This is a genomic window from Aedoeadaptatus ivorii (assembly GCF_900638585.1).
Classification (GTDB): Bacteria; Bacillota; Clostridia; order Tissierellales; family Peptoniphilaceae; genus Aedoeadaptatus; species Aedoeadaptatus ivorii.
This window is the reverse complement of record NZ_LR134523.1, coordinates 1,056,425-1,078,764: the sequence shown is the minus strand read 5'-3', so window position 1 is coordinate 1,078,764 and position 22,340 is coordinate 1,056,425. Positions and strand designations below refer to the sequence as shown.

The window sequence follows — 22,340 nt, the reverse complement described above, 5'->3', positions numbered from 1 at the left end:
TTTCGTAAATAATGGAAATAGCTGCAAAAATCCGAAGCGAAAAAGATCGATCACAGACATCGCGCGGCAGAACTCGCTTGTGCATTACCGTTTGCCTTCGATTCGATTCAAAATCGAGAAAAATTATTTGAGTCGTAGAAATTTTTCGCTCGAAGGCTGGGAAAACGACGGGAAAGCGCGAGGGGAAAAATACTTCCATTTTCCCGAATACTATAAAATATACAATTTCACATATTAGTGGCCGCCGGTAAAATCTTTCGGTGCCGATCACAATGGCCTTTAATGCCATATTTGGCTTGCGTAAAGGGGTAGGGGGAACAACGACAAGAACGTCGCCACGAAGTTTTCAATATATTAAATTTTCCCAAATGTTTTCCCTTATGAAAACAAGCCGAAGTGCTATGTATACAAAATTAGGCAAATAAAACCGCAGAATTTCAACATTTTTGCCCTTGAAAGACGAATCACAAACGAAAAATCGTTGCCAAATTTCCCGGCAAACCTTATAATATACTTAAGATTGATTGCCGAATTGAATAGCAAAAAATGCAAATCGAAAAAATGAATATTAGAAACACTAGGAAACAGTGTACGGAGGTTAACAATGGATGACATGCATGGCAGGAAAAAAGTAAAGGCGGTAGGCCTTGAAACTTTTGTCTTCCTGATTATATTCATCGGCGGCTTCGCCCTGATCGGCAACAAGATGGGCGCGGGGCTGATGTTTAAAACCATGATGGCAACTGCGCACGACTTACTGCTCTCTACGGTCTTTTTGATTATGGCCATGGCCGTTTTGGCCGGCGCCATCAGCGGCGTCCTTTCCGAATACGGCGCGATCGCCTTGATCAACAAGATCTTTGCCCCTTTGATGAAACCGGTATGGGGCCTTCCGGGAGCCAGTATCACCGGCGCTATCGCGACATATCTATCGGACAATCCGGCAATCATATCTTTTGCAAAGGACAAGACGTTTACCCAATACTTTAAGAAATACCAGGTTCCGGCGATGTGCAATTTGGGCACCGCGTTCGGCATGGGTTTGATCGTAACCACCTTTATGATCGCCCAGGGTAAGGAATTTATCTTGCCGGCGATACTCGGGAATGTGGGGGCGATTGTCGGCTCGGTGGTGAGCGTTCGCCTGATGCTCGCCCAAACCAAGAAGTTCTACGGCGCCGAGGCCGAAGAACCCTTTGACGTAGAAATGCAGACCGAAGATCTCGAATCCCAAGGGGAATTTCGCTATATCCGCGAGGGCAACTACTTTCAACGAACGCTGGATGCCCTCTTGGAAGGGGGAAAGACCGGCGTAGAAATGGGGATGTCGATTATCCCCGGCGTGCTGATCGTCTGTACTTTCGTCATGATGATCACCTTCGGGCCCGGCGAAAACGGCGTCTACACCGGCGCCGCCTACGAAGGCGTCGAGTTTTTGCCCTTCCTCGGCGAAAAGCTGCAGTTTATCTTCGAGCCCTTGTTCGGATTCCGATCCCCCGAAGCCATCGCGTTTCCCATTACGGCGCTGGGCGCCGTGGGCGCTGCTATCTCGCTGGTGCCGAATTTTATCGAAACCGGCGCGGCGCTTCCCAACGACATCGCGGTCTTTACCGCCATGGGCATGTGCTGGTCGGGATATTTGAGTACGCATATCGGCATGATGGACGCGCTCGACTCCCGCGAACTCGCGGGCAAGGCGATTTTGTCCCACACCATAGGCGGCATCGTCGCCGGCGTGGTGGCACACTTTTTGTTTATACTGATCGGCGGATAAAAACGCGAAACCGCATCGAATCTTCGGTGCGGTTTTTTGTATGGCGTAAAAAAGTGCGGAGAAATATTCGAAACGACGGGGATAGAAATCGTTGTATTTTTTGTGGGGGGGGGTATACTATAGCCATGGGAAATCCTTTCCCAAATCACAGTATTAAGGAGGCAATATGAACGTTACAGATAAGAAAAAATTTTTGATGTTCGCGATCGTCGGTCCCGCCTGCATCATTTTACGGGCGCTGCTCGGCGTCGGCGGCATGGAAGTAAAACAGACTCCGATTTTGGTGGGAGCCGGGGCGATCTTGGCGATTATCGGTTTTCTTTTATACATATATGAAAAGAAACATATCGACGAATTTGCCTATGCCTATGCCGAAAACTGGAACGGCGGCGGATTTATCAACAGCGCCTTTATCTTGGGCATCTCGGTATTTTTCTTCGCGATGACTTGGATCAAGGGCATTGCCATCCTGGTGCTGTTCGGCGTGGTGTATCGGATTTTGATGGCGATCATCCGCGGAAAACAGGGGGAGAGATCTTGAGTGCAAAGAAGTCCTTCGGGGCTTCTTTTTTTATGCGTAAAACAGACCAGGAAGGAAGGGACTAAGAGGAACGCCGTAAAGTTTTCGATAGATGAGTGAGGTCTTCGTTAAGATGGCATAAATTTCTTCGGAAAAGCAATGGAGAAAAAGATTCTTGCTTGACTTTTATACTTTATTAGATTAAACTTAAAAAAACTTAAGAACTCGCTTAGGTTTTGCCAATACATACCAAAGAGGAGAGATAGACATGAAAATTCGCAGGAAGCGACTGTTGTCCCTAGGTTTGGTCTTGGCCATGTTGCTCGTCTTTACCGCAGCTTGTACGAAGGTGGATACGACCAATGCCGGCAAGACCGAAGGCGCAGACGGGGTCGCCGCCGAAGCGACCAAGGCGGAATATGAAACTTTGAAGGAAGGGGAAGAGTACCATATCGGCATCATTACCGGTACGGTATCGCAGGCGGAAGACGAGTTCCGTGCGGCCCAAGATGCCATCGAAAAGTACGGCAATGCCGACGAAGGCGGCATTATTCGCCACGACACCTACCCCGACCGCTTTGAGGCGGAGCAGGAGACCACGATCGCAAAGATCGTCGCCATGGCGGACGACCCGCAGATGCGCGCCGTGATCGTAAATCAATCCGTTCCCGGCACGTCGGCGGCATTTACCCAAATTCGGCAAAAACGCCCCGACATTATCCTGATCAATCTTGTGGCGCAAGAGGATACGATTATGGCGGAAAACACCGCGGATCTGGTACTCGACGCCGACAATGTGGGCCGTGGATACCGCATCGTGGAAGCGGCGAAACAAATGGGCGCGACCAAGTTTGCGCACATCACCTTCCCGCGGCATATGTCCATCGAGCTGTTGGCGCTGCGCCGCGCGATTATGGAAGAAGCCTGTAAGGATTTGGGCCTCGAGTTTATTTCGTTGAACGCTCCCGACCCCACGACCGACATCGGCGTGCCCGGCGCGCAACAATACATCGCCGAGAACATTCAACCCTGGATCGACAAGTACGGCAAGGACACGGCGTTCTTCTGTACCAACGACGCACATACCGAACCCCTGCTTCGCGGCGTGGCGGCCGGCGGCGCGATCTTTGTAGAACAGGATTTGCCCTCTCCCATTATGGGATACCCCAAGGCGTTTTCTGTCGACATTCAAGACAAAGCCGGCGACTGGCAAGCGATCAATAGCGAAGTGGAAAAGGCGGTTGTGGCGGCCGGCGGTTCCGAACGCATGGGTACCTGGGCGTACTCCTTGGGCTACTCGTTGACGCTGGGATCGGTGGATCTCGTGACCGACGTCTTGAAGGGCGAAAAGGAAATCACGAATATCGATCAGGTCATCGAAGCGATCAGTACCTATACCGAGGGCGCCAACTGGACCGGCAGCAATTACGTCGATCGAGCCAGCGGCGAAAAGAAAGAAAACCACATTCTCCTGGCACAGGATACCTATGTCTACGGCAAGGGATATTTGGGCATGGACAAGGTGGAAGTACCCGAAAAGTACATGACCATGAATGTCGACTTGGATGCCATCGAACAATCGCAAAAGGATGCCGAAGGCGAAACCGGAGAATGATCCCGGGTACGAAAAATAGTTTTTATACGAGGAAAACGGAAATAAACCAGCGGCAATCGTTGGTTTATTTCCTTTAGGAGGTATATTGTGGCGCAAACATTGATGGAGGTCCGGAATGTGGGCAAGCGCTTCGGGGAGAATGTCGTCCTAAAGGGCGTAAACTTCGACCTGGCGCCGGGCGAGATTCTGGGACTCGTGGGAGAAAACGGCGCGGGCAAGTCCACATTGATGAATATCATCTTCGGCATGGAAGTAATTCGAGAGACCGGCGGCTACGACGGCGAGATCCTCTTGGACGGCGCGGCGGTGAATTTTCGCTCGCCCATCGACGCCCTAAAGGCGGGGATCGGCATGGTGCACCAGGAATTCAATCTGATCCCCGGCTTTACCGCGGCGGAAAACATCACCTTGGATATGGAACGCACCAAACCCTCGGTGCTCTCGAAGGTATTGGGCAAGAAATACGCCACCGTCGACGGAAAGGCGAACATCCGCTTATCGGGCGAATCCCTCGACAAATTGGGCGTCGAGATCGATCCCGAGGGCATGGTGTCGGAGATGCCGGTGGGGCATAAGCAGTTTATCGAGATCGCCCGCGAAATCACCCGCGAAGACGTAAAGCTCATTATTATGGACGAGCCGACGGCGGTATTGACCGAATCCGAAGCGGATATGCTGATGGCCTCTTTGAAGCGGCTTTCGGATTTGGGCATCGCGATCGTATTTATTTCCCACCGCCTGCGGGAAATCCTTACCGTATGCGATACGGTGGTGGTGCTCCGGGACGGGGAGATCATCGAAAATCGGAAGAACGAGAATTTGAGCGTCGATCAGATCGCCGCCTGGATGGTGGGCAGAACCGAAGAGGCGCGGACGCGCAAGCGGCAGCCCATGCGGCCCGGGGAGACGGATGTTCTCCTCAAGGTGCGCAATTTGAATGTGGATATGCCCGGCGAACAGGTGGACGATGTGAATCTCGACGTGTATCGCGGGGAAATTTTGGGGATTGCGGGCCTCGCCGGGCAGGGCAAGCTCGGGATCGCCAACGGCATTTTGGGCACCTATCCCGTAATGGGCAATGTGGAATTTCAGGGCAAGCCGCTGGCGCTCGGAAAGACCGCAAAGATCCTCGCCGAGAAGATCGCTTTCGTCTCCGAAGACCGCCGAGGCGTGGGACTTTTGCTGGACGAGCCGATCTACTGGAACATTTCTTTTAACGCCATGCAGATTCAAAATAAATTCATTAAAAAAGTTATGGGACTGAGTTTTCGCGACGAAGAAACGATGAAAAAGGTCTCCGACGCATACATCGAAAACTTGGCGATCAAATGCATGGGCAGCCACCAAAAGGCGGGCAATCTATCCGGCGGCAACCAACAAAAGGTCTGCCTTGCCAAGGCACTCTGCATGGAGCCGGAGCTCTTGTTCGTCTCGGAACCCACCCGGGGCATCGACATCGGCGCCAAGGAGCTGGTGCTATCGGCGCTCGAGGACATCAACGAGAAGGAAGGCACGACCATCGTCATGATCTCCTCGGAACTGGAGGAGCTAAGGAGCATTTGCGATCGCATCGCCGTCATCTGCGAGGGCAAGATTGCGGGCATCCTCTCGCCCGAAGCGCCGGCGGCGCAGTTCGGTCTTTTGATGAGCGGAGAAGAAGTGGAGGTAGAGAACGTTGAATAAATCTTTCGTACAGAAAATCGGCCTGCCTCGACTGATCATCGGCCTGTTTTTATTGGCGCTGTTTGTAGCGGCGCCCTTGGCCGGGATTTCGCTGGCGGATTCCGTAGAAAACGTATTGGCCCGCTTCGGGATGTTTTCGATCTTGGTGTTGAGCTTAATTCCCATGGTACAGTCCGGCTGCGGGCTCAACTTCGGGATTCCCATCGGCATCGTCGCGGGCATCTTGGGCGGGGTCACCAGTATGGAATTCGGCCTAAAGGGCTTCGGCGGCATCGCCGTCGCCATGCTGATCGCCGCCGCCATCGCCGTGGTCTTCGGCTTCGGCTACGGGGTGCTTCTCAACAAAATCAAGGGCGACGAGATGCTGATCGCCACCTATGTCGGCTACTCGTTTACGGCATTTATGTGCATTATCTATTTGATTCTGCCCTATAAAAACCCGGTGTCGGTATTGAGCTATGCGGGGCGCGGCCTGTCGCAACAGGTGCCCGTGGCGCAGTACTGGATGAAGAATCTGGTGGATGCCGAGGGAACGCGGAGTTCTGTGGGGATTCTCACCGACTTCTTGAGCTTCCGCATCGCCGGCGTACGCATTCCCGTGGGCATGTTTTTGGTCTTTGCCTTCTTCGCCTTTTTGGTCTGGGCGTTCTTTCGCACCAAGACCGGTACGGCGATGACCGCCGTCGGGTCGAACCCCGACTATGCGAAAGCCGGCGGCATCGACATCGACAGAATGCGGCTCTTTTCGGTCATTCTCTCTACGGTGATCGCCGCCGTGGGGATTATCGTCTATCAACAATCCTATGGATTTATACAGCTGTATCAGGCGCCTTTGGCCTTTACATTCCAGACCGTCGCGGCGCTGTTGATCGGGGGCGCGAGCATCAATAAGGCGTCGATCCCTAATGTGATTATAGGAACCTTTTTGTTCCAGGGGATCATCACCCTTACGCCGACGGTCATCAACGGCGCGCTCAATATCGACATATCGGAGATCTTGCGCCTGATTATTACCAATGGCATGATCGTATACGCATTGACGAGGAGGAATCGCAATGAATAAATCTTTACAAGCCAAGCTGTCGAGATATATGGTGCCGATTCTATTTATCGTCATCATCGTCATCGGACTATGGATCGCCAAGCCGCCCTTGGCCTATGTCACATCGGAAATTTCGAAGCGCATGATTCGAAACACCTTCCTGGTGCTCTCTTTGATCGTGCCGATTATCGCCGGCATGGGGATCAACTTCGGGATTCCCTTGGGCGCCATGGCCGGGCAGATCGGCCTGGTATTCGCCCAGGACTGGGGCATCACCGGGCCCGCAGGCATCTTAGTGGCGGTCTTGATCGGCACGCCCATCGCCATCGCCTTGGGGCAGTTTTCGGGCCGGGTACTCAACCGCGCTCGGGGCCGCGAGATGATTACTTCTATGATGCTCGCGTTTTTTATGCTCGGGGTCTATATGCTGTTTTTGCTCTATATGTGCGGCACGGTGATTCCCATGCACAATGCGTCGATGCTCCTTTCAAAAGGCTACGGCGTAAAAAACTCCATCACCTTGGATACCGCCCAGGCGATTGACAATATTTTGCTCTACCGCATCTATTTGCCGCTCAATGCCAAGCACGCCATCAGTTTCGACATACCGGTGGTGACGATCCTCGTCATCGCGTTGATGTGCCTGTTTATCGTTTGGTTCAAAAAGACCAAACTCGGCCACGATATGCGCGCCGTGGGCATGGACCAGGTGATCTCTGCCAATGCGGGGATCTACTCCGATAAAATCCGCATCCAATCCATCGTGATCTCGACCGTACTCGCCTGCTACGGGCAGATTATCTACCTCCAAAATATCGGTACCCTGGCGACCTACGCGGGGCAAGACCAGGCGGCGCTCTATGCGGCGGCTTCGATTCTCGTCGGCGGCGCGAGCGTTATGCGGGCGACTATTCCCAATGCGGTGATCGGCACCATGCTCTTTCACCTCATGTTTATCGTATTGCCCCAAGCCGGGCGCATCCTCACGGGTGATGCCATGATGGGCGAGTACTTCCGCACCTTTATCTCCTACGGGGTCGTCACCTTGGCGCTGATTATGCACGCCTACAACCGCGCCAAACAAGCAGAAGAGGCGCGCAAAGACAAAAAAGAGGCGGCATCGCCGGGTTCCGAGGCGAGTACACCGTGACAAAAAGGCCCTTCGGGGCCTTTTTGGTTGCGGGCCGAAGCGGCGGGCGAAGAAAAAAACCGATAAGTATAGTACAATATTCTCATACGCAGAAATAAGAAACCAGATCCGGACATCGCATCCGGAGCCAATAGAAAGGATGAGACGATGCATTACACCGGTCAGACATTTCGCCCGCCGCGGGAAGCCTATACGCCGCTTTTGGAGGTGACGGTGGGGTGTTCCTACAACCAATGCACCTACTGCGCCATGTATAAAGACGTGACGTATCGCAAGGCGCCCGAGGAACAGGTGCTGGCGGATTTGCGGGAATTGTCGGTTTATGCCGATCGGATCGATCGGATCTTTTTGGAAAACGGGGATCCCTTTATTCTATCCACCGAGGAGCTCTTAGAGATCGCCGATCGGATCTACGAACATCTGCCCAATGTAGAGATCATCACCTGCTATGCCTCTATCGTCGACTTGAAGAACAAGACCGTAGAGGACTTAAAGCGTCTGCGCAAGGCGGGCTATAACCAACTCTATATCGGCATCGAGACCGCCCACGACCCGACGCTCAAAAAAATCAAAAAGGGATGTACCCAGGCGGACGAGTACAGGGAACTCGCCAAGCTGGAAGAAGCGGGCATCGATTGGATCTGCATGGTGATGGCGGGGATCGCCGGCCAAGAGGACAGCTTTGCCCACGCCGACGAAACGGCAAAGCTCTTAAACACCCACCAGCCCCTGAGCGTATCGCCCCTTACCACGACGGTGCACCCGGGAACGGAACTCGCGCGTATGGTGGCGGACGGCGAATTTCAAACCCTTACGGAAGGGGAGATTTTGGAAGAGGAAATTCGCCTTTTGGAAAAGTTGGATCTCAAACCCCGTGCGCTGTTCTTCGGCATCCACAGCTACAACACCGCGCCGGTAATCGGCCGATTCTCCGAAAAAGAGGAGATGCTCGCCAAATTGCGCGGCGTGCTCGAGGGAATGAGCGAAGCGGAGCGCAATGCCCGCTTTGTGCGAACCGGGTACTAGATCGTGGAGCGGCCGCTTTTTGAGAAGGTACGCGCCTTTCGGGGCGGGGCCTATTTCGCCATGCCGGGGCACAAATCCAAGGCGCTCTTCGACTTCGGCTTTGCAGACGACATCACCGAGATCGAGGGGGCGGACAATCTGCTGGATCCCGAAGGGGCGATTCTGGAGGCGGAAGCAGCGATCGCCCGCGCCTACGGCACCGCCGCAAGCTATTTGATTCCCGCCGGCTCCACCGCCGCCATTAAAGTCGCCCTTTATGCGGCGACGCGGCCCGGCGACAAGGTGCTTGTACAGCGCGGCGCCCACACGGCGTTCTTTCACGCCGCCGTCCACTTGGACCTCATTCCCGTGTATCTACCCTGCGGCACAGACCCGAAAACGGGCCTGTTCTGCGGCATCGACCCGAAGGAGGTGGGCCGTGCGCTGGATGCGGACCCCGAGATCGCGGCGGTATTTTTGACGAGTCCCGATTATTTCGGCGGAATTTTACAGCTCGAGGAAATCGCGCGGGAGGTAGAGGCCAGAAATAAGGTGCTGGTGGTCGACGAAGCCCACGGCGCCCACCTCGCCTTTACGCCCTTGTCGGCGTATTCCGCCGTACGATTCGCGCATTATACGGTGCAGTCGCTCCACAAGACGGCACCGGCGATGACCGGCGCGGCGCTTTTGCACACGCGATGCGCCGGAACCGAGCAGGCGGTGCGGACGGGAATGCGGCTGTTTCTTTCCACTTCGCCCTCGTATCTGATTATGCTCTCTTCGGAATACGCCGTGGCGCATATGCAGGCCCATAGCGACGACTGGCACCGCATAGAAGACATGCGGCGTACGTTGGCTGCGGCGCTCCCCGAAGGGGCGATCCCCACGCGAACCGGCCATTTTGCGGCGATAGACGGGTCGAAATTTCTCTTTCGCCTGCCGCATAGGACGGGCCGCGAAATCGTGAGAGATTGCGCCGAGCGCGGGGTGTATCTCGAGATGGGCGACGACCGCTACGCCCTGGTAATCCTTTCTCCCTTAAACAAGGAAGACGAGATTCGTCGCCTCGAGGATGTCTTTCGAGAAGCGGAGGCGGGGCCGTATTTGCCCGTACGGCGAGAAGCCACCTATTTCCACAAGCGGGTAGAGCTTTCGCCGCGCGCCGCGTTTTTCGCCGGCCGGGAATGGGTGTATATCGACGATGCCGTCGGCAGAATCTGCGCGCTCCCGGTGACGCCCTATCCGCCCGGCATCCCCCGCATCAGCTACGGGGAGCGGATTGCAGCGGGAGACTTGGATTTTGAAGGCCACGAAGGGGTGCAGGGCATAAAAGACGGCAAAGTCGCCGTCGTCAAGGAGGAGCTATGAAATACTATGTAGTGGAAGGGAAGTTTAAGACCTTCGAATTCGATCTCAAGGCAGAGGAAAACGCCGCGTTGTTCGAGAAGTTTGCGGCATTTACGGACGCGGCGGCGGCCGAAGGGCGCCTATTGTGTTTCGGCGACAAGGCGCACGGCGTAATAGGCCTGGTGCGGGGAGAAAGCCTCGACGAACTCCTGTCGTTTTTCGAAAGCGACCCCCTGACCCTCGCCGATGTGATCGAATACCGCATGACCGAAATCGAAAACATCCGCCTCGCCGACGACGTATCGGGATTTTGGCGGCAATAAAAAAGGGGCCCGCGGGGCCCTTTTTTGATGCGCGTATTTAGAAGAAAAGCCGGTTGTCCTTTCGATCGGCATACATCGCCTCCAGCTCCTCCTTGTGGTACAGATAGCCGGCGTGGGAAAAGTATTTGGCGCCCTCGGGACAGCCCTTGATGCAGGCGCAGCATTTCATACATTTATCGACGGTGGCGACGTCGTCGAAGTGGATGGCGCCAAGGGGGCAGAGGCCGACGCAGATTTTGCAGTCGGTACAGAGCGCCGCGTCTGTCTCGGGTTTGATTTTTACAAAGTCGATATAGGCGCCCTTTCGATCGACCGGGCGAAAATAGCCGCCGATTTCCCGTTCGGGGCGCGGGAGCCGATCGCCGTTTCGAAGGGCTTTCGCCGCGCGGTCAGAGAAGGCGAGGATGTCTTCGCGATCGGCGCGATCGGGGCGGCCGGCACCCAGGATGCAAGAGAAGGAATGCGCCGCTGCAAAGGCGCCGGCACAGACGATCTCCGCGCCCGCCTGTCGCATAAGATCGTAGAGCTCCAAGAGGCAGTCGTCGAAGTGGCGATTGCCGAAGGTGCAAACCAAAATGGCGCGGGTGCCTTCGGCGCGAAAGCCCTGCATATACGAAAGCAGCAGATTGGGCACGCGGCCCGCATAAGTGGGCACGCCCACGATGACGACATCGCCGGCTGCGGTCTCGGGGTAGGTGTGCCTCTTTTCGGGGCAGGTAAAGTCGTAGGGAACGACCGCTTCTTGTAGCGCATTCGAGAGCGCCTTCGCCAGTGTGGTTACCACGGTTCGGGTGCGGCCGGTGGGCGAAAAGTAAAATGTACGGATCATGGGGAAACCTCCTTGTGGTCGAAATACGCTTCGGCAAATCGGACCGTCGCCATGGCGTCTTTGCCGTAGAAGTCGGCGCCGATCTCTTTGCCGTAGTCTGCATTTAAGACGGCGCCGCCCACCATGACCGTCACCTCGGGCGCTTCGGCGCGGAGCAGGCGGATCGTCTCTTCCATAAAGCCGACGGTGGTGGTCATCAAGGCGGAGAGTCCCACCAAAGGCGCGCCGTGGGTGCGCACCGCCTCGAGGACGGCGCGGGGCGGAACGTCTTTACCCAGGTCGACGACGCGAAAATTATAATTTTCCAATAGCGCCTTTACGATATTTTTGCCGATGTCATGGATGTCGCCCTGCACGGTGGCGAGAATGATTTTGCCGCGTCCCTCGCCCTCCGCCCGTTGCGGCAAATGGGCTTTGACGACGGCAAAGGCGGCCGCGGCGGCATCGGCGCTGCGGAGCAGTTGCGGCAAGAAGAGGGTCTTCGCCTCGAAATCGCGGCCCATGGCATCGAGGGCGGGCACGAGGTCTTCGTCGATAATCGACATCGGATCCCGCTTTTCGATCTCTTGTCGGGCAATCTGTGCCGCCATATCGACCATGCCCTTTTTTATGGCATAGGCGAGGTCATAGGTAGGTGCGGGGGCCGTCGAGTCCACCGCATCGCCTTCGGCGTAGGCGGCGAGATAGTGCGAAAAGTCGCGGTCGTAGCCGAGAAGGGCGAGGGCGCTTTGATAGGCGCGGCGAATCGCCGGGGCGGTGACGTCGACGATGGCGGCCGAAAGCCCCGCGGAGAGGGAGATGGCGAGGAGGGCGGCATTGAGCCCCTCCCGCCGGGGCAGGCCGAAGGATACATTGCTGATGCCCGCGACGGAATAGAGGCCGCGCTCTTCTAGGCCGAGCAGGGTTTCTGTGAGGACGCGCACCGCATCGGGGTTTTCCGCCACGGTGAGGGTCAGGGGATCGAATAGGAAATCCGCTTTCGTAAGGCCGTATTTTTTGCCCTCGGCGAGGATGCGATCCGCCACCGCAAGGCGTCCTGCCGCGGATTCAGGAATGCCGTCGTCGTCCAAGAGAAGAGCGATACACAGTCCGCCGTAGCGCTTTGCCACGGGGAGGATCTGCTCCATGCTCGCTGCCTTGCCACTGACGGAATTCAACAGCGGACGACCGATATACGCGCGGCAGGCGGCCTCCATGGCAGAGGGATCGGCGGTGTCGATACTGAGGGGAAGATCGCTCACCGATTGTATTGCCCTGACGACGGCGGGTAGGAGCGCCTTTTCCTCGGCGCCGGCAAAGCCCACATTGACGTCGAGCAGATCCGCACCCGCTTCTTCCTGCCGGATGGCCTCGCGGAGTATGCGGTCTGTCTCGCCGCTTTGGAGCGCCTGTTTAAGCGTGGGCTTTCCCGTGGGATTGATGCGCTCGCCGATCAGGCGCGGGGAGCCGTCGAAGCGTACCGCGTGTAGGTAGGAGCTTGCCACGGGGCGCGGGCGTCCCGCCGAAGGGATCAGAGGAAGGCGGCGGGTCTTTTCGACGAGGGCGCGAATATAGTGCGGATCGGTGCCGCAGCAGCCGCCCATAACGGCGACGCCCATCCGGGCAAATTTCGCCATATACGTAGAAAAGGCATCGGCATCGACATTGTAGACGGTTTTTTCGCCGCGCACCTCCGGCAGTCCCGCATTGGGATTTGCGATGACGGGAATGGTAGAAATCTCTAAAAGCCGGGCGAGGAGCGGCTGCATCTGTTCGGGCCCGAAGCTGCAGTTAAAGCCGATGGCATCGGCACCCAGTGCGGTGACTGTGGCACAAAAGGCGTCGATATCGGCACCGGTCAGCATTCTGCCGTCTTCCTGAAAAGCGGCGGTGACAAAGAGCGGCAGATCGCTGTTTTCTTTTACCGCCAACATACACGCCTTGATCTCCGCGAGATCGGACATGGTTTCGGCGGTGATCAGATCGCAGCCCGCCGCCACGCCGGCGCGCACCACTTCGGCAAAGAGAGCCACCGCCTCCTCAAAATCGAGATCGCCCACCGGTTCGAGAAGCCGCCCTAAAGGGCCGATGTCGAGGGATACATAGCGATGTGCACCCTCTGCGGCGGCGCGCTTGGCGGTCTTTACCCCAGCCGTCACCACCTCCTCGACGCTATGGCCGGTGCCCGCGAGTTTGAATCGATTGGCGCCGAAGGTATGGGCGAGGGCGATATTCGCCCCGGCTTCGAAATAGCCGCGGTGCATGGCATAGAGGACGTCGGGTCGGCGTAGGTTTAAGAGCTCGGGGTATTTTCCCCCGGCGATGCCCTTTCCTTGTAAATAGGTGCCGCTCGCCCCGTCGTAGTAGAGCCGACGCGCTTTCAAATCGTCTGTGATGGTCATATCTCCCTCTCTTTCGGCAACAGTCCCGCCACGGCGGTGATGGTCTTTGCGGGCACGAGCATATCCGCCCGGGTCAGCGAAATATGGATCTTCGTATCGGCGCGAAGGGCGCGGATCAGCGGCCATTGATACGCCAGGCCGAAGTCGGCAAAGCCGGGTGAGAAGCGCGGCTTGAGGGAATACCCCCATGTGCGCGCCTCCCGGTCGACGGCGCGACAAAAGGCGTTGGCATAGCTTTCGAGGACCTCTGTCGCCGCCGCATCGGCGATAAAGGCGTCGTATTTGGAGACGACGGTCAGGCGGCGGATGAGCCGGTCTACGCCGGCGCCCAGGGTAACGGCAAAGAGGAGGGCGCGGTCGCAGCCGGAAAGGTTTTTCAGAAGCGCTTCGCTGTGTACGCGAAGATCGCCGATTGCGAGTGCGCCCCCTTCAAGCGAAAGCGGAACGAGTGCGGCGACTTTTCGAATGTCTGCCACCGCGAGCAAGCGCTCGGCATTTCGCCGTACGGCATCTAAGAGTTCGGCATCGGGCGCCGTTCCCTCCAGACGCAGATAGCGCAAAATCTCGCGGAGCCGGAGGGAATCGGCGTCTATATGCAGTTCGTCGTGAAGGGATTTCAGTTCCACCCCGTGCTCCTTTCTCTGCCAATCGATTATGAAAATATTGTACCACGAAACGAAAAAAAGCACCCCGTAGGGTGCTGACGCGCTTACGCCTGATCGGCGAAGATATAAAATTGTTGGACCAGATAACTGAGCACGAAGATCGTGGCTTCTACCATGAGTTTGGCGGGCACCGGGTGGAACGAGAGCACTTCGCCCAGCAGGTACAAGAGCCCGCTGTTCAGCGCGAGCAGGCAGAGCACCAGACCGAAATACTCGAGCGCATCTCTTGCGAGCGTGTCCTTGGAATCGAAGACCAGTCGGCGGTTTACCGCAAAGTTAAAGGTGGAGCTCACAATCCGCGCCATTACATTGGCGCCGACGAGAAAATGGGCGATGCCGAAGGCCTTCAAAAAATGTAGAAACAAATTAAAAAAAGCGAAATCCACCAAGAAACTCAAAAATCCGCTGATCGCAAACAAAATCGCCTCGCCCCGCTGAAACAGCGCGCGAAAGATTCGGGCGGAGTCGAGCAGGGGATTGTAGTGGGAGGTGGAATTTTCCGCGTCCCGGTAGATGGTCTCGATGGGGTATTGTACGATGGCGCGCCCGCTCCGGGACCAATCCATCAGTACCTTCATTTCGTATTCGTAGCGTTCGCCCGGAACGTCGATCATAAAATCCAGAGCGTCGCGGGAAAACGCCCTGAGACCCGTCTGCGTATCTTCCAGATCGCGAATGCCCGAGAGCCCACGAAATACCTTTGCGGTCAGGCGGTTGCCGATGCGGGAGCGAAGCGGCGTATTTTCGGGAAAGCTGCGTACTCCAAGCGCCAATGCGTCGGGGTGTACTTCGGCGGTCCGCAAGGTTCCCAGGGTGTCGGGCGGGCTGTGCTGGCCGTCGGCATCGGCGGTGACGATGCGCTGCACCGCGGGCATATGGTCGCGTATATGGCAAAACCCGTATTTCATGGCGTATCCCTTGCCGCGGTTTTCCGCGTAGCCGAGCCTTTCTACAGCGGGGGGAAGGGCGTCGAACACGGGCGCATATTCTGCACCCGATCCGTCGTCGATTACCAAAACCGCGGCGCCGTTTACGAGGAGCGATTCGGCAAAGGAGAGCAGGCTCTCGTCGGGCTTATAGGCGGGAATTAACACGAGATCGCCGGGATGTGCCGTCATCGTCGCCTTATTCACGGCACAGTTCCTCGCCGAGCACCGAGACGGGGAGGGGGAGCGCCCCTTCGAGAAAGTGCAAGAGGCGCGCGTCCATACCGCCGGTAAAGTGCACCCGAATTTTGCCTTCGCCAGCGGTCTGAATATTGCCGTTTAGGCGGCGCATCAACTGGCGGATCGTCCCCGCATTGCCGTCGAGAATCTGCATATCCGGCGGCAGGATCTCCCGAAAGATCTCGCGATACCAAATAAAATGCGTGCATCCCAGCACCACCGCGCCGTACTCGTCGAGGGGATACGAAGAGAGAATCGTCTCCAGATCCGCCCGTACATCCGGCGTGTCGAACTCGAAGTTTTCCGCAAACTCCACCAAATTCGGAAGCGGCAACACGTCCACCTGGCCCGTCTTGTCCACTCGATTCACCAGGTTTTTGAGCTTTTCGGACTTACTCGTGCCCTCGGTCGAAAGCACCAGTACCCGCTTATGGGCCGCGTCCTTTTCCACCGCGGGTTTTACCGCCGGTTCCATGCCGATAATGGGCATCGCGTATTTTTCGCGCAGATACGCGGCGGAGGTGACCGTCGCCGTATTGCAGGCGAGCAGCACCGCCTTGGGATGGCAGGGGGATACGGCATCCATCATTTCGTCCAAAAAGGAACGGATGTCCTCTACGCGCTTCGGTCCGTAGGGGACATTCTTCGTATCGCCGTAATATATGAAGTTTTCCTGCGGCATCGCCGCCGCCGCTTCCGCCAGGGCCGTAATGCCGCCTAGCCCGGAATCGAATACCACAATGGATTCCATATCCCACATCCTTTCGGAAATATTATATCAGAAGCGTTCAAGTCCTTCTTTACAGAAAGATAAAGAATCGGCAAAAGGGCATAAAAAAACCGCCCGTAGGCGGAATTTGGTGGAGATGAGGAGGATCGAACTCCTTACCTCTTGAATGCCATTCAAGCGCTCTCCCATGTGAGCTACACCCCCATATGTCGGTCGTGCACAGATTTCACTGCGTTTCGACAAGAATTAGTGTACCACAGCCGCCATAAATTTACAAGGACTAAATAATGATTACATAAAAATTGCACGGCCGGCGTATGCTTATACGAGGACGGAGACGAGGGCGTTGGTGCCGTAGTCGTCGCCGGTGCGATTGCGATAGGAGTGGTAGCGGCGGTCGGTCATGGTGTCGGCGGGATCGATGGCGATGCGGGCGGGCAGCACGCCGGCTTCGAGTAAGATTCTGCGATTGGTCTCGCGAATGTCGATGTAGTCGTGTTCGGGATCGTCGTATGTAATCACCGATTCGGCGAAGTCGAAGGCATCTCGCCACAGGGCGCTCACTTCGTTTCCCACCTGAAAGCTGTCTTTTCCGATGGTGGGACCGATAAAGGCGTAGAGATCCGACGGCTCTGTGCCGTAGTGGGTCCGAAGTGCCGCCGCGGCTTTTTTTGCGATGCGGGCGAGGGTAGGGCGCCAGCCGGAATGGATGCACGCCTGTACCTGTTGTACGGGATCGTAGAGGAGGATGGGGGTGCAGTCGGCGACGCGCGATACGAGGGCGATGTGCTTTTTGTCGGTGATCAGGGCGTCGCAGTCGGCGACGATGTATTCGCCGTAATAGGGCCGCGCGTGATGGGTGGGCACGATGCGCACGTGGTCGGAGTGGGTCTGGTCCATAAACCAGACGGAATCCGCCGTGGCGCCGATTTCCGAAAGGAAGCGATGCGCCGCCGATGCGGGCGCGTTGCCCTCGGTGGCGCGAAAATTATAGGGTTTTTGCGATACGCCGAAGCGGATCCCCGCACACTGCAATATAAACATGGATTTCTCCGCCTTTCCATCTTCTTTTTCATTCGATATAATACCTGTGGAGGAATCGTATGAAAAAAGGAATCAAGAGGACCATTCTCCTCTTACTTATTATAATTGCAATACTCTTCGGAATCAAAAGATTCGGTTTGCTTCCCTATAAGGCGGAGTTGCTATACGGCAAAAAGACCGAGTACGAGATCGCCAAGATGGAGATTTTGGACAAGGGAATTTTGGCGACTTGGGACGGCGACCGGCTGATGTTTATCGGCACAAACGGCAAGACGATCTCTACGGTGGACCGCACGGCGGAAGGGCAGGAGGTTTTCTTCGGCGATGCGGACGCGATGCTCTACGACAAGGACGTGGATAAGCTCGTGGTCTTCGGCCCCGACGGGAAGGAAAAGGCGTCCTATGCCTTAGACGGCGAGCTGTTTCGGGCGGAGATGCAAAACGGAGTGCGGCTGTTGCACATTCGCTACGACGACGGGGAGCGTTTGTTTGTGGCGGAAGACAGCGGCAGTTTGTCGCCGATTTTCGAGACGAAGAATTTTATTTTGGACTTCGCCGTACAGAGTCGCGATCGCTTCGCCGTATCGGAACTTTCGGACACGGCCAACGGCTATAAGACCACGGTATTCGTCAGCGAAGAGGGCGATGCGCGAAAGATGGAAAAGACGGAGTTCCCCATGGAGGTTTCCATGCGGCTGGTGCCCTATGATTTTCCCGTGGTGGTGACGGAAAAGCATCTCTACGGAATCCAAGACGAGCTGATTACAAAGAGCGTGCCGATTTTAAGCGACGTCTGTGTGTACCGAGGGAATATCTATACCTTATATAGCGGCATCCTCGGCAAGCGGGACAAGCGGCTCGAGGAGACGAAGCAGTATTTGATGGGCGCCAATGTAAACCGGCTGGCGCCCATGCCGCAGGGGCTCTTCGCCTACGGCAATCGCGAGATTTTGGGCAATATCCATGCCGAGAAGCCCTACAAGTTGCGTTTTGCGGAAAATCCCGATACACTAAGTCTTCGCGACGGCTTTATCGCCGCCTACGGAGAGAAGTCGATCTCCGTTTACGCCTTAAAGCCGGACTTTTCGTTCCGACACAAAGCCGTACAGGATTTGGAGGAGGCAAAGACCATTGAATGAACTGAAGGCCGTACTCTTTAACGAAAGCGGAAGCCTATCGATCGTCGGTACGATTGTCGTCGCCGGGATATTGATTGTGGCGACGCGGATTTTGGTGGCGGTGATCGAAAACGCCATCGAAAAGTACATCCAAGACCGGGAGAAAAAGAAAAAGAGCAACCAGCGGCGGGTAATGACGCTGACGCGCCTCGCCGCCAATCTGTCAAAGTACGGGATCTATTTCTTTGCGGTGCTTTTGATGCTCCGCCTTCTGCACGTGAACACCTCGACGATTATCGCGACCGCCGGGGTCGGCTCTCTCGCCATCGCCATGGGCGCCCAGGTGATGGTAAAGGACTTTATCAACGGATTCTTTATCCTGTTCGAGGACCAGTACGGCGTGGGGGACTATGTGGAATGTGCGGAGAAGAAGGGCATTGTGACCGAGGTGGGGGTGCGGGTCACCAAGATCCGCGACTTCGACGGCTCGATCCACATCATTCCCAATTCGGAGATTCGGATCGTCACCAATCGCGCCCGCGGCCGCATGCGCGCCAAGGTGATTATGCCCATCGACCGAAGCGAAGATCCCAATGTGGTGCTTTCGCTGTTTGAAGAGGCGCTCAAGAAGCTGACGTCGGAATACCCCAGTGCGACGCCGAGTATTTGGGGCGTTACGGGCTATATCGACAATGGCTACGAGATCACCGTAACCGCTATGGCGGAGCCGGGAGAGCAGTTCGACTTGGAGTACGATCTGAGAAAGCTTTTGCAGGAGACGATGATGGAAAATGATATTCAGGTGCCCCGGTTCCCGTGGGGAAAAGGAGGAACGGAATGAATCGGCTGTTTTACCGAGAAGGAGATGTGGTAACCTTAAAAAAGAGCCACGCCTGCGGGGAAAATCTATGGCGCATTCTCCGCACCGGCGTCGACATCAAATTGGAGTGTATGGGCTGTGACCGCACCATTTGGATGACGCGCATGGAATTCGAGAAACGGGTTCGCAAGATTCGTGAAGGAGACAAGATGGTTTCCATCGTCCATCACCGACCGAACGAGGAAGAGGAATAGTCCACGACCGGTGGACTTTTCTTTTGTCTGTCGTTCTCGTGTTATATTTGTGAAATCATCGCGGTTGATTGCAGTAGAAAATGCGATTTGATAAAATATTATGTTAGTGAAAGGAAATGTGTGATCATTATGTCTCTATTAGATAAAATATTCGGCACGTATTCCGAGCGGGAGATCAAGAAAATCCGTCCCATTATGGAAAAGGTCCTCGCCCTGGATACCGAAATGCAAGCATTGAGCGACGAAGCCTTACAGGCAAAGACAAAAGAATTTAAAGACCGCGTAAGCGATGGCGAAAGCCTCGACGACATTCTGCCCGAGGCATTTGCCGTCGTGCGCGAAGCCGCCGATCGCGTGCTGGGCATGAAACACTTCCCGGTACAGATCCTCGGGGGAATCATCCTCCACCAAGGCCGTATCGCCGAGATGAAGACCGGGGAAGGGAAGACCCTGGTGGCGACGCTGCCCGCGTACTTAAATGCCCTGGCGGGCAAGGGAACCCACGTGGTTACTGTCAACGACTATCTGGCGGAGCGGGATAAGCAGTGGATGGGTAAGGTCTATAGTTTCTTGGGCCTGACCGTGGACTGTATTCTGCACGATATGAGTTCCGAAGAGCGAAAAGCCGCCTACAATGCGGACATCACCTACGGGACCAATAACGAATTCGGATTCGACTACCTCCGGGACAATATGGTGGTCTATAAGGAAAATCAGGTACAGCGCGATCTATTCTTCTGTATCGTCGACGAGGTGGACTCGATTTTGATCGACGAAGCGCGTACGCCGTTGATTATATCGGGCCAAGGGGACGAATCCACGGATCTGTATATCCGCGCCAAGAATTTCGTCGATACCCTGAGCTATCGGGTGAAGGACCAGTCCGAAGAACAACAGGACCGCTTTAACCGCGAGTTCCGCGAGGAAGACGTGGACTATGTGATAGACGAAAAGCAAAAGACCGCGACCCTTTCCGATAAGGGGACGGCAAAGGCGGAACAGTACTTCGGGATCGATAATTTGACGGACCCCGACAACACCGAGCTTTTGCACCACATTCACCAGGCGCTCAAGGCGAAGGGCACCATGCATCTGGACATCGACTATGTCGTCGAAGACGGCGAGATTATTATCGTCGACGAATTTACCGGTCGTCTAATGTACGGACGCCGGTACTCCGAAGGGCTGCACCAAGCCATCGAGGCGAAAGAAGGGATCGAGGTCAAGGCGGAATCGAAGACGCTCGCGACCATTACCTTCCAAAACTTCTTCCGCATGTATACCAAACTCGCGGGTATGACCGGTACGGCGATGACCGAGGAATCGGAGTTCCGCGAAATCTACAATATCGACGTGGTGGAAATCCCCACCAATAAAGAAGTGATCCGTAAGGACGAAGACGATGCGATCTATCGTTCCGAAGAAGCGAAATTCCGCGCCGTTACCGAGGACATTCGCGCGCGCCACGAAAAGGGGCAGCCGATTCTGGTGGGTACGGTTTCGATCGAAAACTCGGAAAAGCTCTCTGCCTATCTGAAGCGCAAGGGCATTTCGCACAAGGTTTTGAATGCCAAGCGCCACAAACAAGAATCCGAAATCGTCGCCCAGGCGGGCCGCTTTGGCGCGGTGACCATCGCGACCAATATGGCAGGTCGTGGTACCGACATCGTCTTGGGCGGAAACCCCGACTTTATGGCCAAGCAGTCTATGGCAAAAGAGGGCTTTGAAGACGATATGATTCAGGCGGCGGACAGCCACTTCGATACCGACGACAAAAACATTATCGATGCCCGCGCGCGTTTTGAAGCGCTGCGCGACGAATACAAACAGGAAACCGACAAGGAAAAGGAACAGGTCATCGAGGCGGGCGGTCTACACATTATCGGCACCGAACGCCACGAATCCCGCCGCATCGACAACCAGCTGCGAGGTCGTTCCGGACGGCAAGGCGACCGCGGTAGCACCAAGTTCTATATTTCCGCCGACGACGAGTTGATCCGCCTCTTTGCGGGCGATCGCTTTAAGAATGTCATGGAAGGCATCGATGCGCCGGAAGACGAGCCCATCGAACACAAGATCTTGACCCGCTTGATCGAATCCGCACAGCGCAAGGTCGAAGGCAACAACTTCAGCATTCGTAAACACGTTCTCCAATACGACGACGTGATGAACAAACAGCGGGAAGTCATCTACGCCGAGAGAAAGAAAGTGCTCGAAGGAGGCGATCTGAAAGAAGACATCGCCGCCATGGCACGGGATTTGATCGACGACACCGTAGACTTCAATGTAAAGCTCGACGACAAGCACCAAAAATACGTCGACTACGAGGGCATTTATCTCTTTGCCCGCAATACCTTCGGCTTTGACGAAGATTTCCTCGACGGACATACCGAATCGGACGCCGACGAACTGAAGCGCTTTATTCGCGAAGAGGCGAAGAAGAAGTATGCCGAAAAAGAAGAAGAATTCGGCGCCGAGGCCTTCCGCGAAGTGGAACGGGTCATTCTTTTGCGCGTCGTGGACCAAAAGTGGATGGACCACATCGACGCGATGGACCAGCTGCGCCAAGGTATCGGGCTCAGAGCCGTCGGCCAGATCGACCCGGTTCGCGCCTACCAAAACGAAGGCTTCGATATGTTTGAGGCCATGAACGAAAGCATTCGCGAAGAAACCGTACGCCTCCTCTTCCACGTGGAAAACCCGGAAAAGATGGAAAGAAAACAGGTCGCACAGGAAGTCAAGACCGTCAATCCCGATTCCGGCGTGCAAGAACCCGTACGCAGACAGACGAAGAAAATCGGCAGAAACGATCCCTGCCCCTGCGGCAGCGGCAAAAAATATAAGAACTGCCACGGCAAAAACGCATAGAGAGCG

At 55.7% G+C, this 22,340-nt stretch carries 19 protein-coding genes and 1 tRNA gene; 13 read left to right on the top strand and 7 right to left on the bottom strand.

The window, feature by feature from the left end; all coding sequences use genetic code 11:
• Nucleotides 1–613: 613 nt before the first annotated feature.
• The 9 genes from EL294_RS05435 to EL294_RS05395 all read left to right on the top strand — a co-directional run bounded on the left by EL294_RS05435 (nucleotide 614) and on the right by EL294_RS05395 (nucleotide 10,459).
• Nucleotides 614–1,774: a CD0519/CD1768 family membrane protein gene (locus EL294_RS05435; RefSeq protein WP_126466320.1), complete on the top strand. Its 1,161-nt coding sequence runs from the start codon at nucleotides 614–616 to the stop codon at nucleotides 1,772–1,774.
• A gap of 166 nt (nucleotides 1,775–1,940) precedes the next feature.
• Nucleotides 1,941–2,315, top strand: a complete 375-nt coding sequence (locus EL294_RS05430; protein ID WP_126465668.1) for a hypothetical protein — start codon at nucleotides 1,941–1,943, stop codon at nucleotides 2,313–2,315.
• A 247-nt stretch (nucleotides 2,316–2,562) separates the two neighbouring features.
• Nucleotides 2,563–3,909 carry a DUF3798 domain-containing protein gene (locus EL294_RS05425; protein ID WP_126465667.1) on the top strand — a complete coding sequence of 449 codons (1,347 nt, stop codon included), beginning with the start codon at nucleotides 2,563–2,565 and terminating at the stop codon, nucleotides 3,907–3,909.
• Between the two features lie 102 nt (nucleotides 3,910–4,011).
• Entirely contained in the window at nucleotides 4,012–5,592 is a 1,581-nt protein-coding gene (locus EL294_RS05420; protein WP_371828958.1) for a sugar ABC transporter ATP-binding protein, read from the top strand.
• The gene (locus tag EL294_RS05415; RefSeq protein WP_126465665.1) at nucleotides 5,585–6,655 is read left to right on the top strand and encodes an ABC transporter permease subunit; all 1,071 of its coding nucleotides are present in this window, start codon (nucleotides 5,585–5,587) and stop codon (nucleotides 6,653–6,655) included. The genes EL294_RS05420 and EL294_RS05415 overlap by 8 nt, the downstream gene beginning before the upstream one ends.
• On the top strand, nucleotides 6,648–7,784 hold the full coding sequence (locus tag EL294_RS05410; protein ID WP_126465664.1) for an ABC transporter permease subunit: 1,137 nt from the start codon (nucleotides 6,648–6,650) through the stop codon (nucleotides 7,782–7,784). The genes EL294_RS05415 and EL294_RS05410 overlap by 8 nt, the downstream gene beginning before the upstream one ends.
• A 147-nt stretch (nucleotides 7,785–7,931) precedes the next feature.
• Nucleotides 7,932–8,810, top strand: coding sequence for a radical SAM protein (locus EL294_RS05405; RefSeq protein ID WP_126465663.1), 879 nt, complete (start codon nucleotides 7,932–7,934; stop codon nucleotides 8,808–8,810).
• A 3-nt stretch (nucleotides 8,811–8,813) separates the two neighbouring features.
• Nucleotides 8,814–10,157, top strand: coding sequence for an aminotransferase class I/II-fold pyridoxal phosphate-dependent enzyme (locus EL294_RS05400; protein ID WP_126465662.1), 1,344 nt, complete (start codon nucleotides 8,814–8,816; stop codon nucleotides 10,155–10,157).
• Entirely contained in the window at nucleotides 10,154–10,459 is a 306-nt protein-coding gene (locus EL294_RS05395) for a YciI family protein (RefSeq protein ID WP_126465661.1), read from the top strand. Before EL294_RS05400 ends, EL294_RS05395 begins: the two co-directional genes overlap by 4 nt.
• Before the next feature lie 37 nt (nucleotides 10,460–10,496).
• Here the strand turns inward: EL294_RS05395 and EL294_RS05390 are convergent, their stop codons facing one another.
• The 7 genes from EL294_RS05390 to EL294_RS05360 form a co-directional block, all read right to left on the bottom strand.
• Nucleotides 10,497–11,288: an EFR1 family ferrodoxin gene (locus EL294_RS05390; protein ID WP_126465660.1), complete on the bottom strand. Its 792-nt coding sequence runs from the start codon at nucleotides 11,286–11,288 to the stop codon at nucleotides 10,497–10,499.
• Nucleotides 11,285–13,669 (bottom strand): homocysteine S-methyltransferase family protein, encoded by a 2,385-nt coding sequence (locus tag EL294_RS05385; RefSeq protein ID WP_126465659.1) that lies wholly within the window; start codon nucleotides 13,667–13,669, stop codon nucleotides 11,285–11,287. The genes EL294_RS05390 and EL294_RS05385 overlap by 4 nt, the downstream gene beginning before the upstream one ends.
• Nucleotides 13,666–14,295, bottom strand: a complete 630-nt coding sequence (locus tag EL294_RS05380; RefSeq protein WP_126465658.1) for a hypothetical protein — start codon at nucleotides 14,293–14,295, stop codon at nucleotides 13,666–13,668. Before EL294_RS05380 ends, EL294_RS05385 begins: the two co-directional genes overlap by 4 nt.
• Nucleotides 14,296–14,378: 83 nt before the next feature.
• Complete coding sequence (locus EL294_RS05375) at nucleotides 14,379–15,467, bottom strand: bifunctional glycosyltransferase family 2/GtrA family protein (protein WP_126465657.1); 1,089 nt, start codon at nucleotides 15,465–15,467, stop codon at nucleotides 14,379–14,381.
• Nucleotides 15,460–16,251 carry a glutamate racemase gene (gene murI / locus EL294_RS05370; RefSeq protein WP_164715239.1) on the bottom strand — a complete coding sequence of 264 codons (792 nt, stop codon included), beginning with the start codon at nucleotides 16,249–16,251 and terminating at the stop codon, nucleotides 15,460–15,462. Before murI ends, EL294_RS05375 begins: the two co-directional genes overlap by 8 nt.
• Before the next feature lie 107 nt (nucleotides 16,252–16,358).
• A tRNA-Ala gene (locus EL294_RS05365) sits at nucleotides 16,359–16,434 on the bottom strand.
• 117 nt (nucleotides 16,435–16,551) lie between these two features.
• Nucleotides 16,552–17,274 (bottom strand): purine nucleoside phosphorylase YfiH/LACC1 family protein, encoded by a 723-nt coding sequence (locus EL294_RS05360; protein WP_126465655.1) that lies wholly within the window; start codon nucleotides 17,272–17,274, stop codon nucleotides 16,552–16,554.
• Nucleotides 17,275–17,333: 59 nt separating this feature from the next.
• On the opposite strand from EL294_RS05360, the gene EL294_RS05355 reads away from it, so the two are divergent.
• The 4 genes from EL294_RS05355 (at nucleotide 17,334) to secA (ending at nucleotide 22,334) form a co-directional block, all read left to right on the top strand.
• Nucleotides 17,334–18,413, top strand: a complete 1,080-nt coding sequence (locus EL294_RS05355) for a hypothetical protein (protein WP_126465654.1) — start codon at nucleotides 17,334–17,336, stop codon at nucleotides 18,411–18,413.
• Nucleotides 18,406–19,233, top strand: coding sequence for a mechanosensitive ion channel family protein (locus tag EL294_RS05350; protein WP_126465653.1), 828 nt, complete (start codon nucleotides 18,406–18,408; stop codon nucleotides 19,231–19,233). The genes EL294_RS05355 and EL294_RS05350 overlap by 8 nt, the downstream gene beginning before the upstream one ends.
• A complete protein-coding gene (locus tag EL294_RS05345; protein ID WP_126465652.1) occupies nucleotides 19,230–19,466 on the top strand; it encodes a DUF951 domain-containing protein in 237 nt (78 codons plus the stop codon). The genes EL294_RS05350 and EL294_RS05345 overlap by 4 nt, the downstream gene beginning before the upstream one ends.
• A 129-nt stretch (nucleotides 19,467–19,595) precedes the next feature.
• Nucleotides 19,596–22,334: a preprotein translocase subunit SecA gene (gene secA, locus EL294_RS05340; RefSeq protein WP_126465651.1), complete on the top strand. Its 2,739-nt coding sequence runs from the start codon at nucleotides 19,596–19,598 to the stop codon at nucleotides 22,332–22,334.
• Nucleotides 22,335–22,340: the final 6 nt, after the last annotated feature.

What these genes read in the sequence shown, in the direction of transcription:
- EL294_RS05425 (WP_126465667.1), top strand. Translation starts at nt 2,563, where the DNA reads ATGAAAATTCGCAGGAAGCGACTGTTGTCCCTAGGTTTGGTCTTGGCC.
- EL294_RS05405 (WP_126465663.1), top strand. Translation starts at nt 7,932, where the DNA reads ATGCATTACACCGGTCAGACATTTCGCCCGCCGCGGGAAGCCTATACG.
- EL294_RS05360 (WP_126465655.1), bottom strand. Translation starts at nt 17,274, where the DNA reads ATGTTTATATTGCAGTGTGCGGGGATCCGCTTCGGCGTATCGCAAAAA.
- murI (WP_164715239.1), bottom strand. Translation starts at nt 16,251, where the DNA reads ATGGAATCCATTGTGGTATTCGATTCCGGGCTAGGCGGCATTACGGCC.
- EL294_RS05355 (WP_126465654.1), top strand. Translation starts at nt 17,334, where the DNA reads ATGAAAAAAGGAATCAAGAGGACCATTCTCCTCTTACTTATTATAATT.
- EL294_RS05430 (WP_126465668.1), top strand. Translation starts at nt 1,941, where the DNA reads ATGAACGTTACAGATAAGAAAAAATTTTTGATGTTCGCGATCGTCGGT.
- EL294_RS05385 (WP_126465659.1), bottom strand. Translation starts at nt 13,669, where the DNA reads ATGACCATCACAGACGATTTGAAAGCGCGTCGGCTCTACTACGACGGG.
- EL294_RS05390 (WP_126465660.1), bottom strand. Translation starts at nt 11,288, where the DNA reads ATGATCCGTACATTTTACTTTTCGCCCACCGGCCGCACCCGAACCGTG.
- EL294_RS05435 (WP_126466320.1), top strand. Translation starts at nt 614, where the DNA reads ATGCATGGCAGGAAAAAAGTAAAGGCGGTAGGCCTTGAAACTTTTGTC.
- EL294_RS05420 (WP_371828958.1), top strand. Translation starts at nt 4,012, where the DNA reads ATGGAGGTCCGGAATGTGGGCAAGCGCTTCGGGGAGAATGTCGTCCTA.
- EL294_RS05345 (WP_126465652.1), top strand. Translation starts at nt 19,230, where the DNA reads ATGAATCGGCTGTTTTACCGAGAAGGAGATGTGGTAACCTTAAAAAAG.
- EL294_RS05395 (WP_126465661.1), top strand. Translation starts at nt 10,154, where the DNA reads ATGAAATACTATGTAGTGGAAGGGAAGTTTAAGACCTTCGAATTCGAT.
- secA (WP_126465651.1), top strand. Translation starts at nt 19,596, where the DNA reads ATGTCTCTATTAGATAAAATATTCGGCACGTATTCCGAGCGGGAGATC.
- EL294_RS05410 (WP_126465664.1), top strand. Translation starts at nt 6,648, where the DNA reads ATGAATAAATCTTTACAAGCCAAGCTGTCGAGATATATGGTGCCGATT.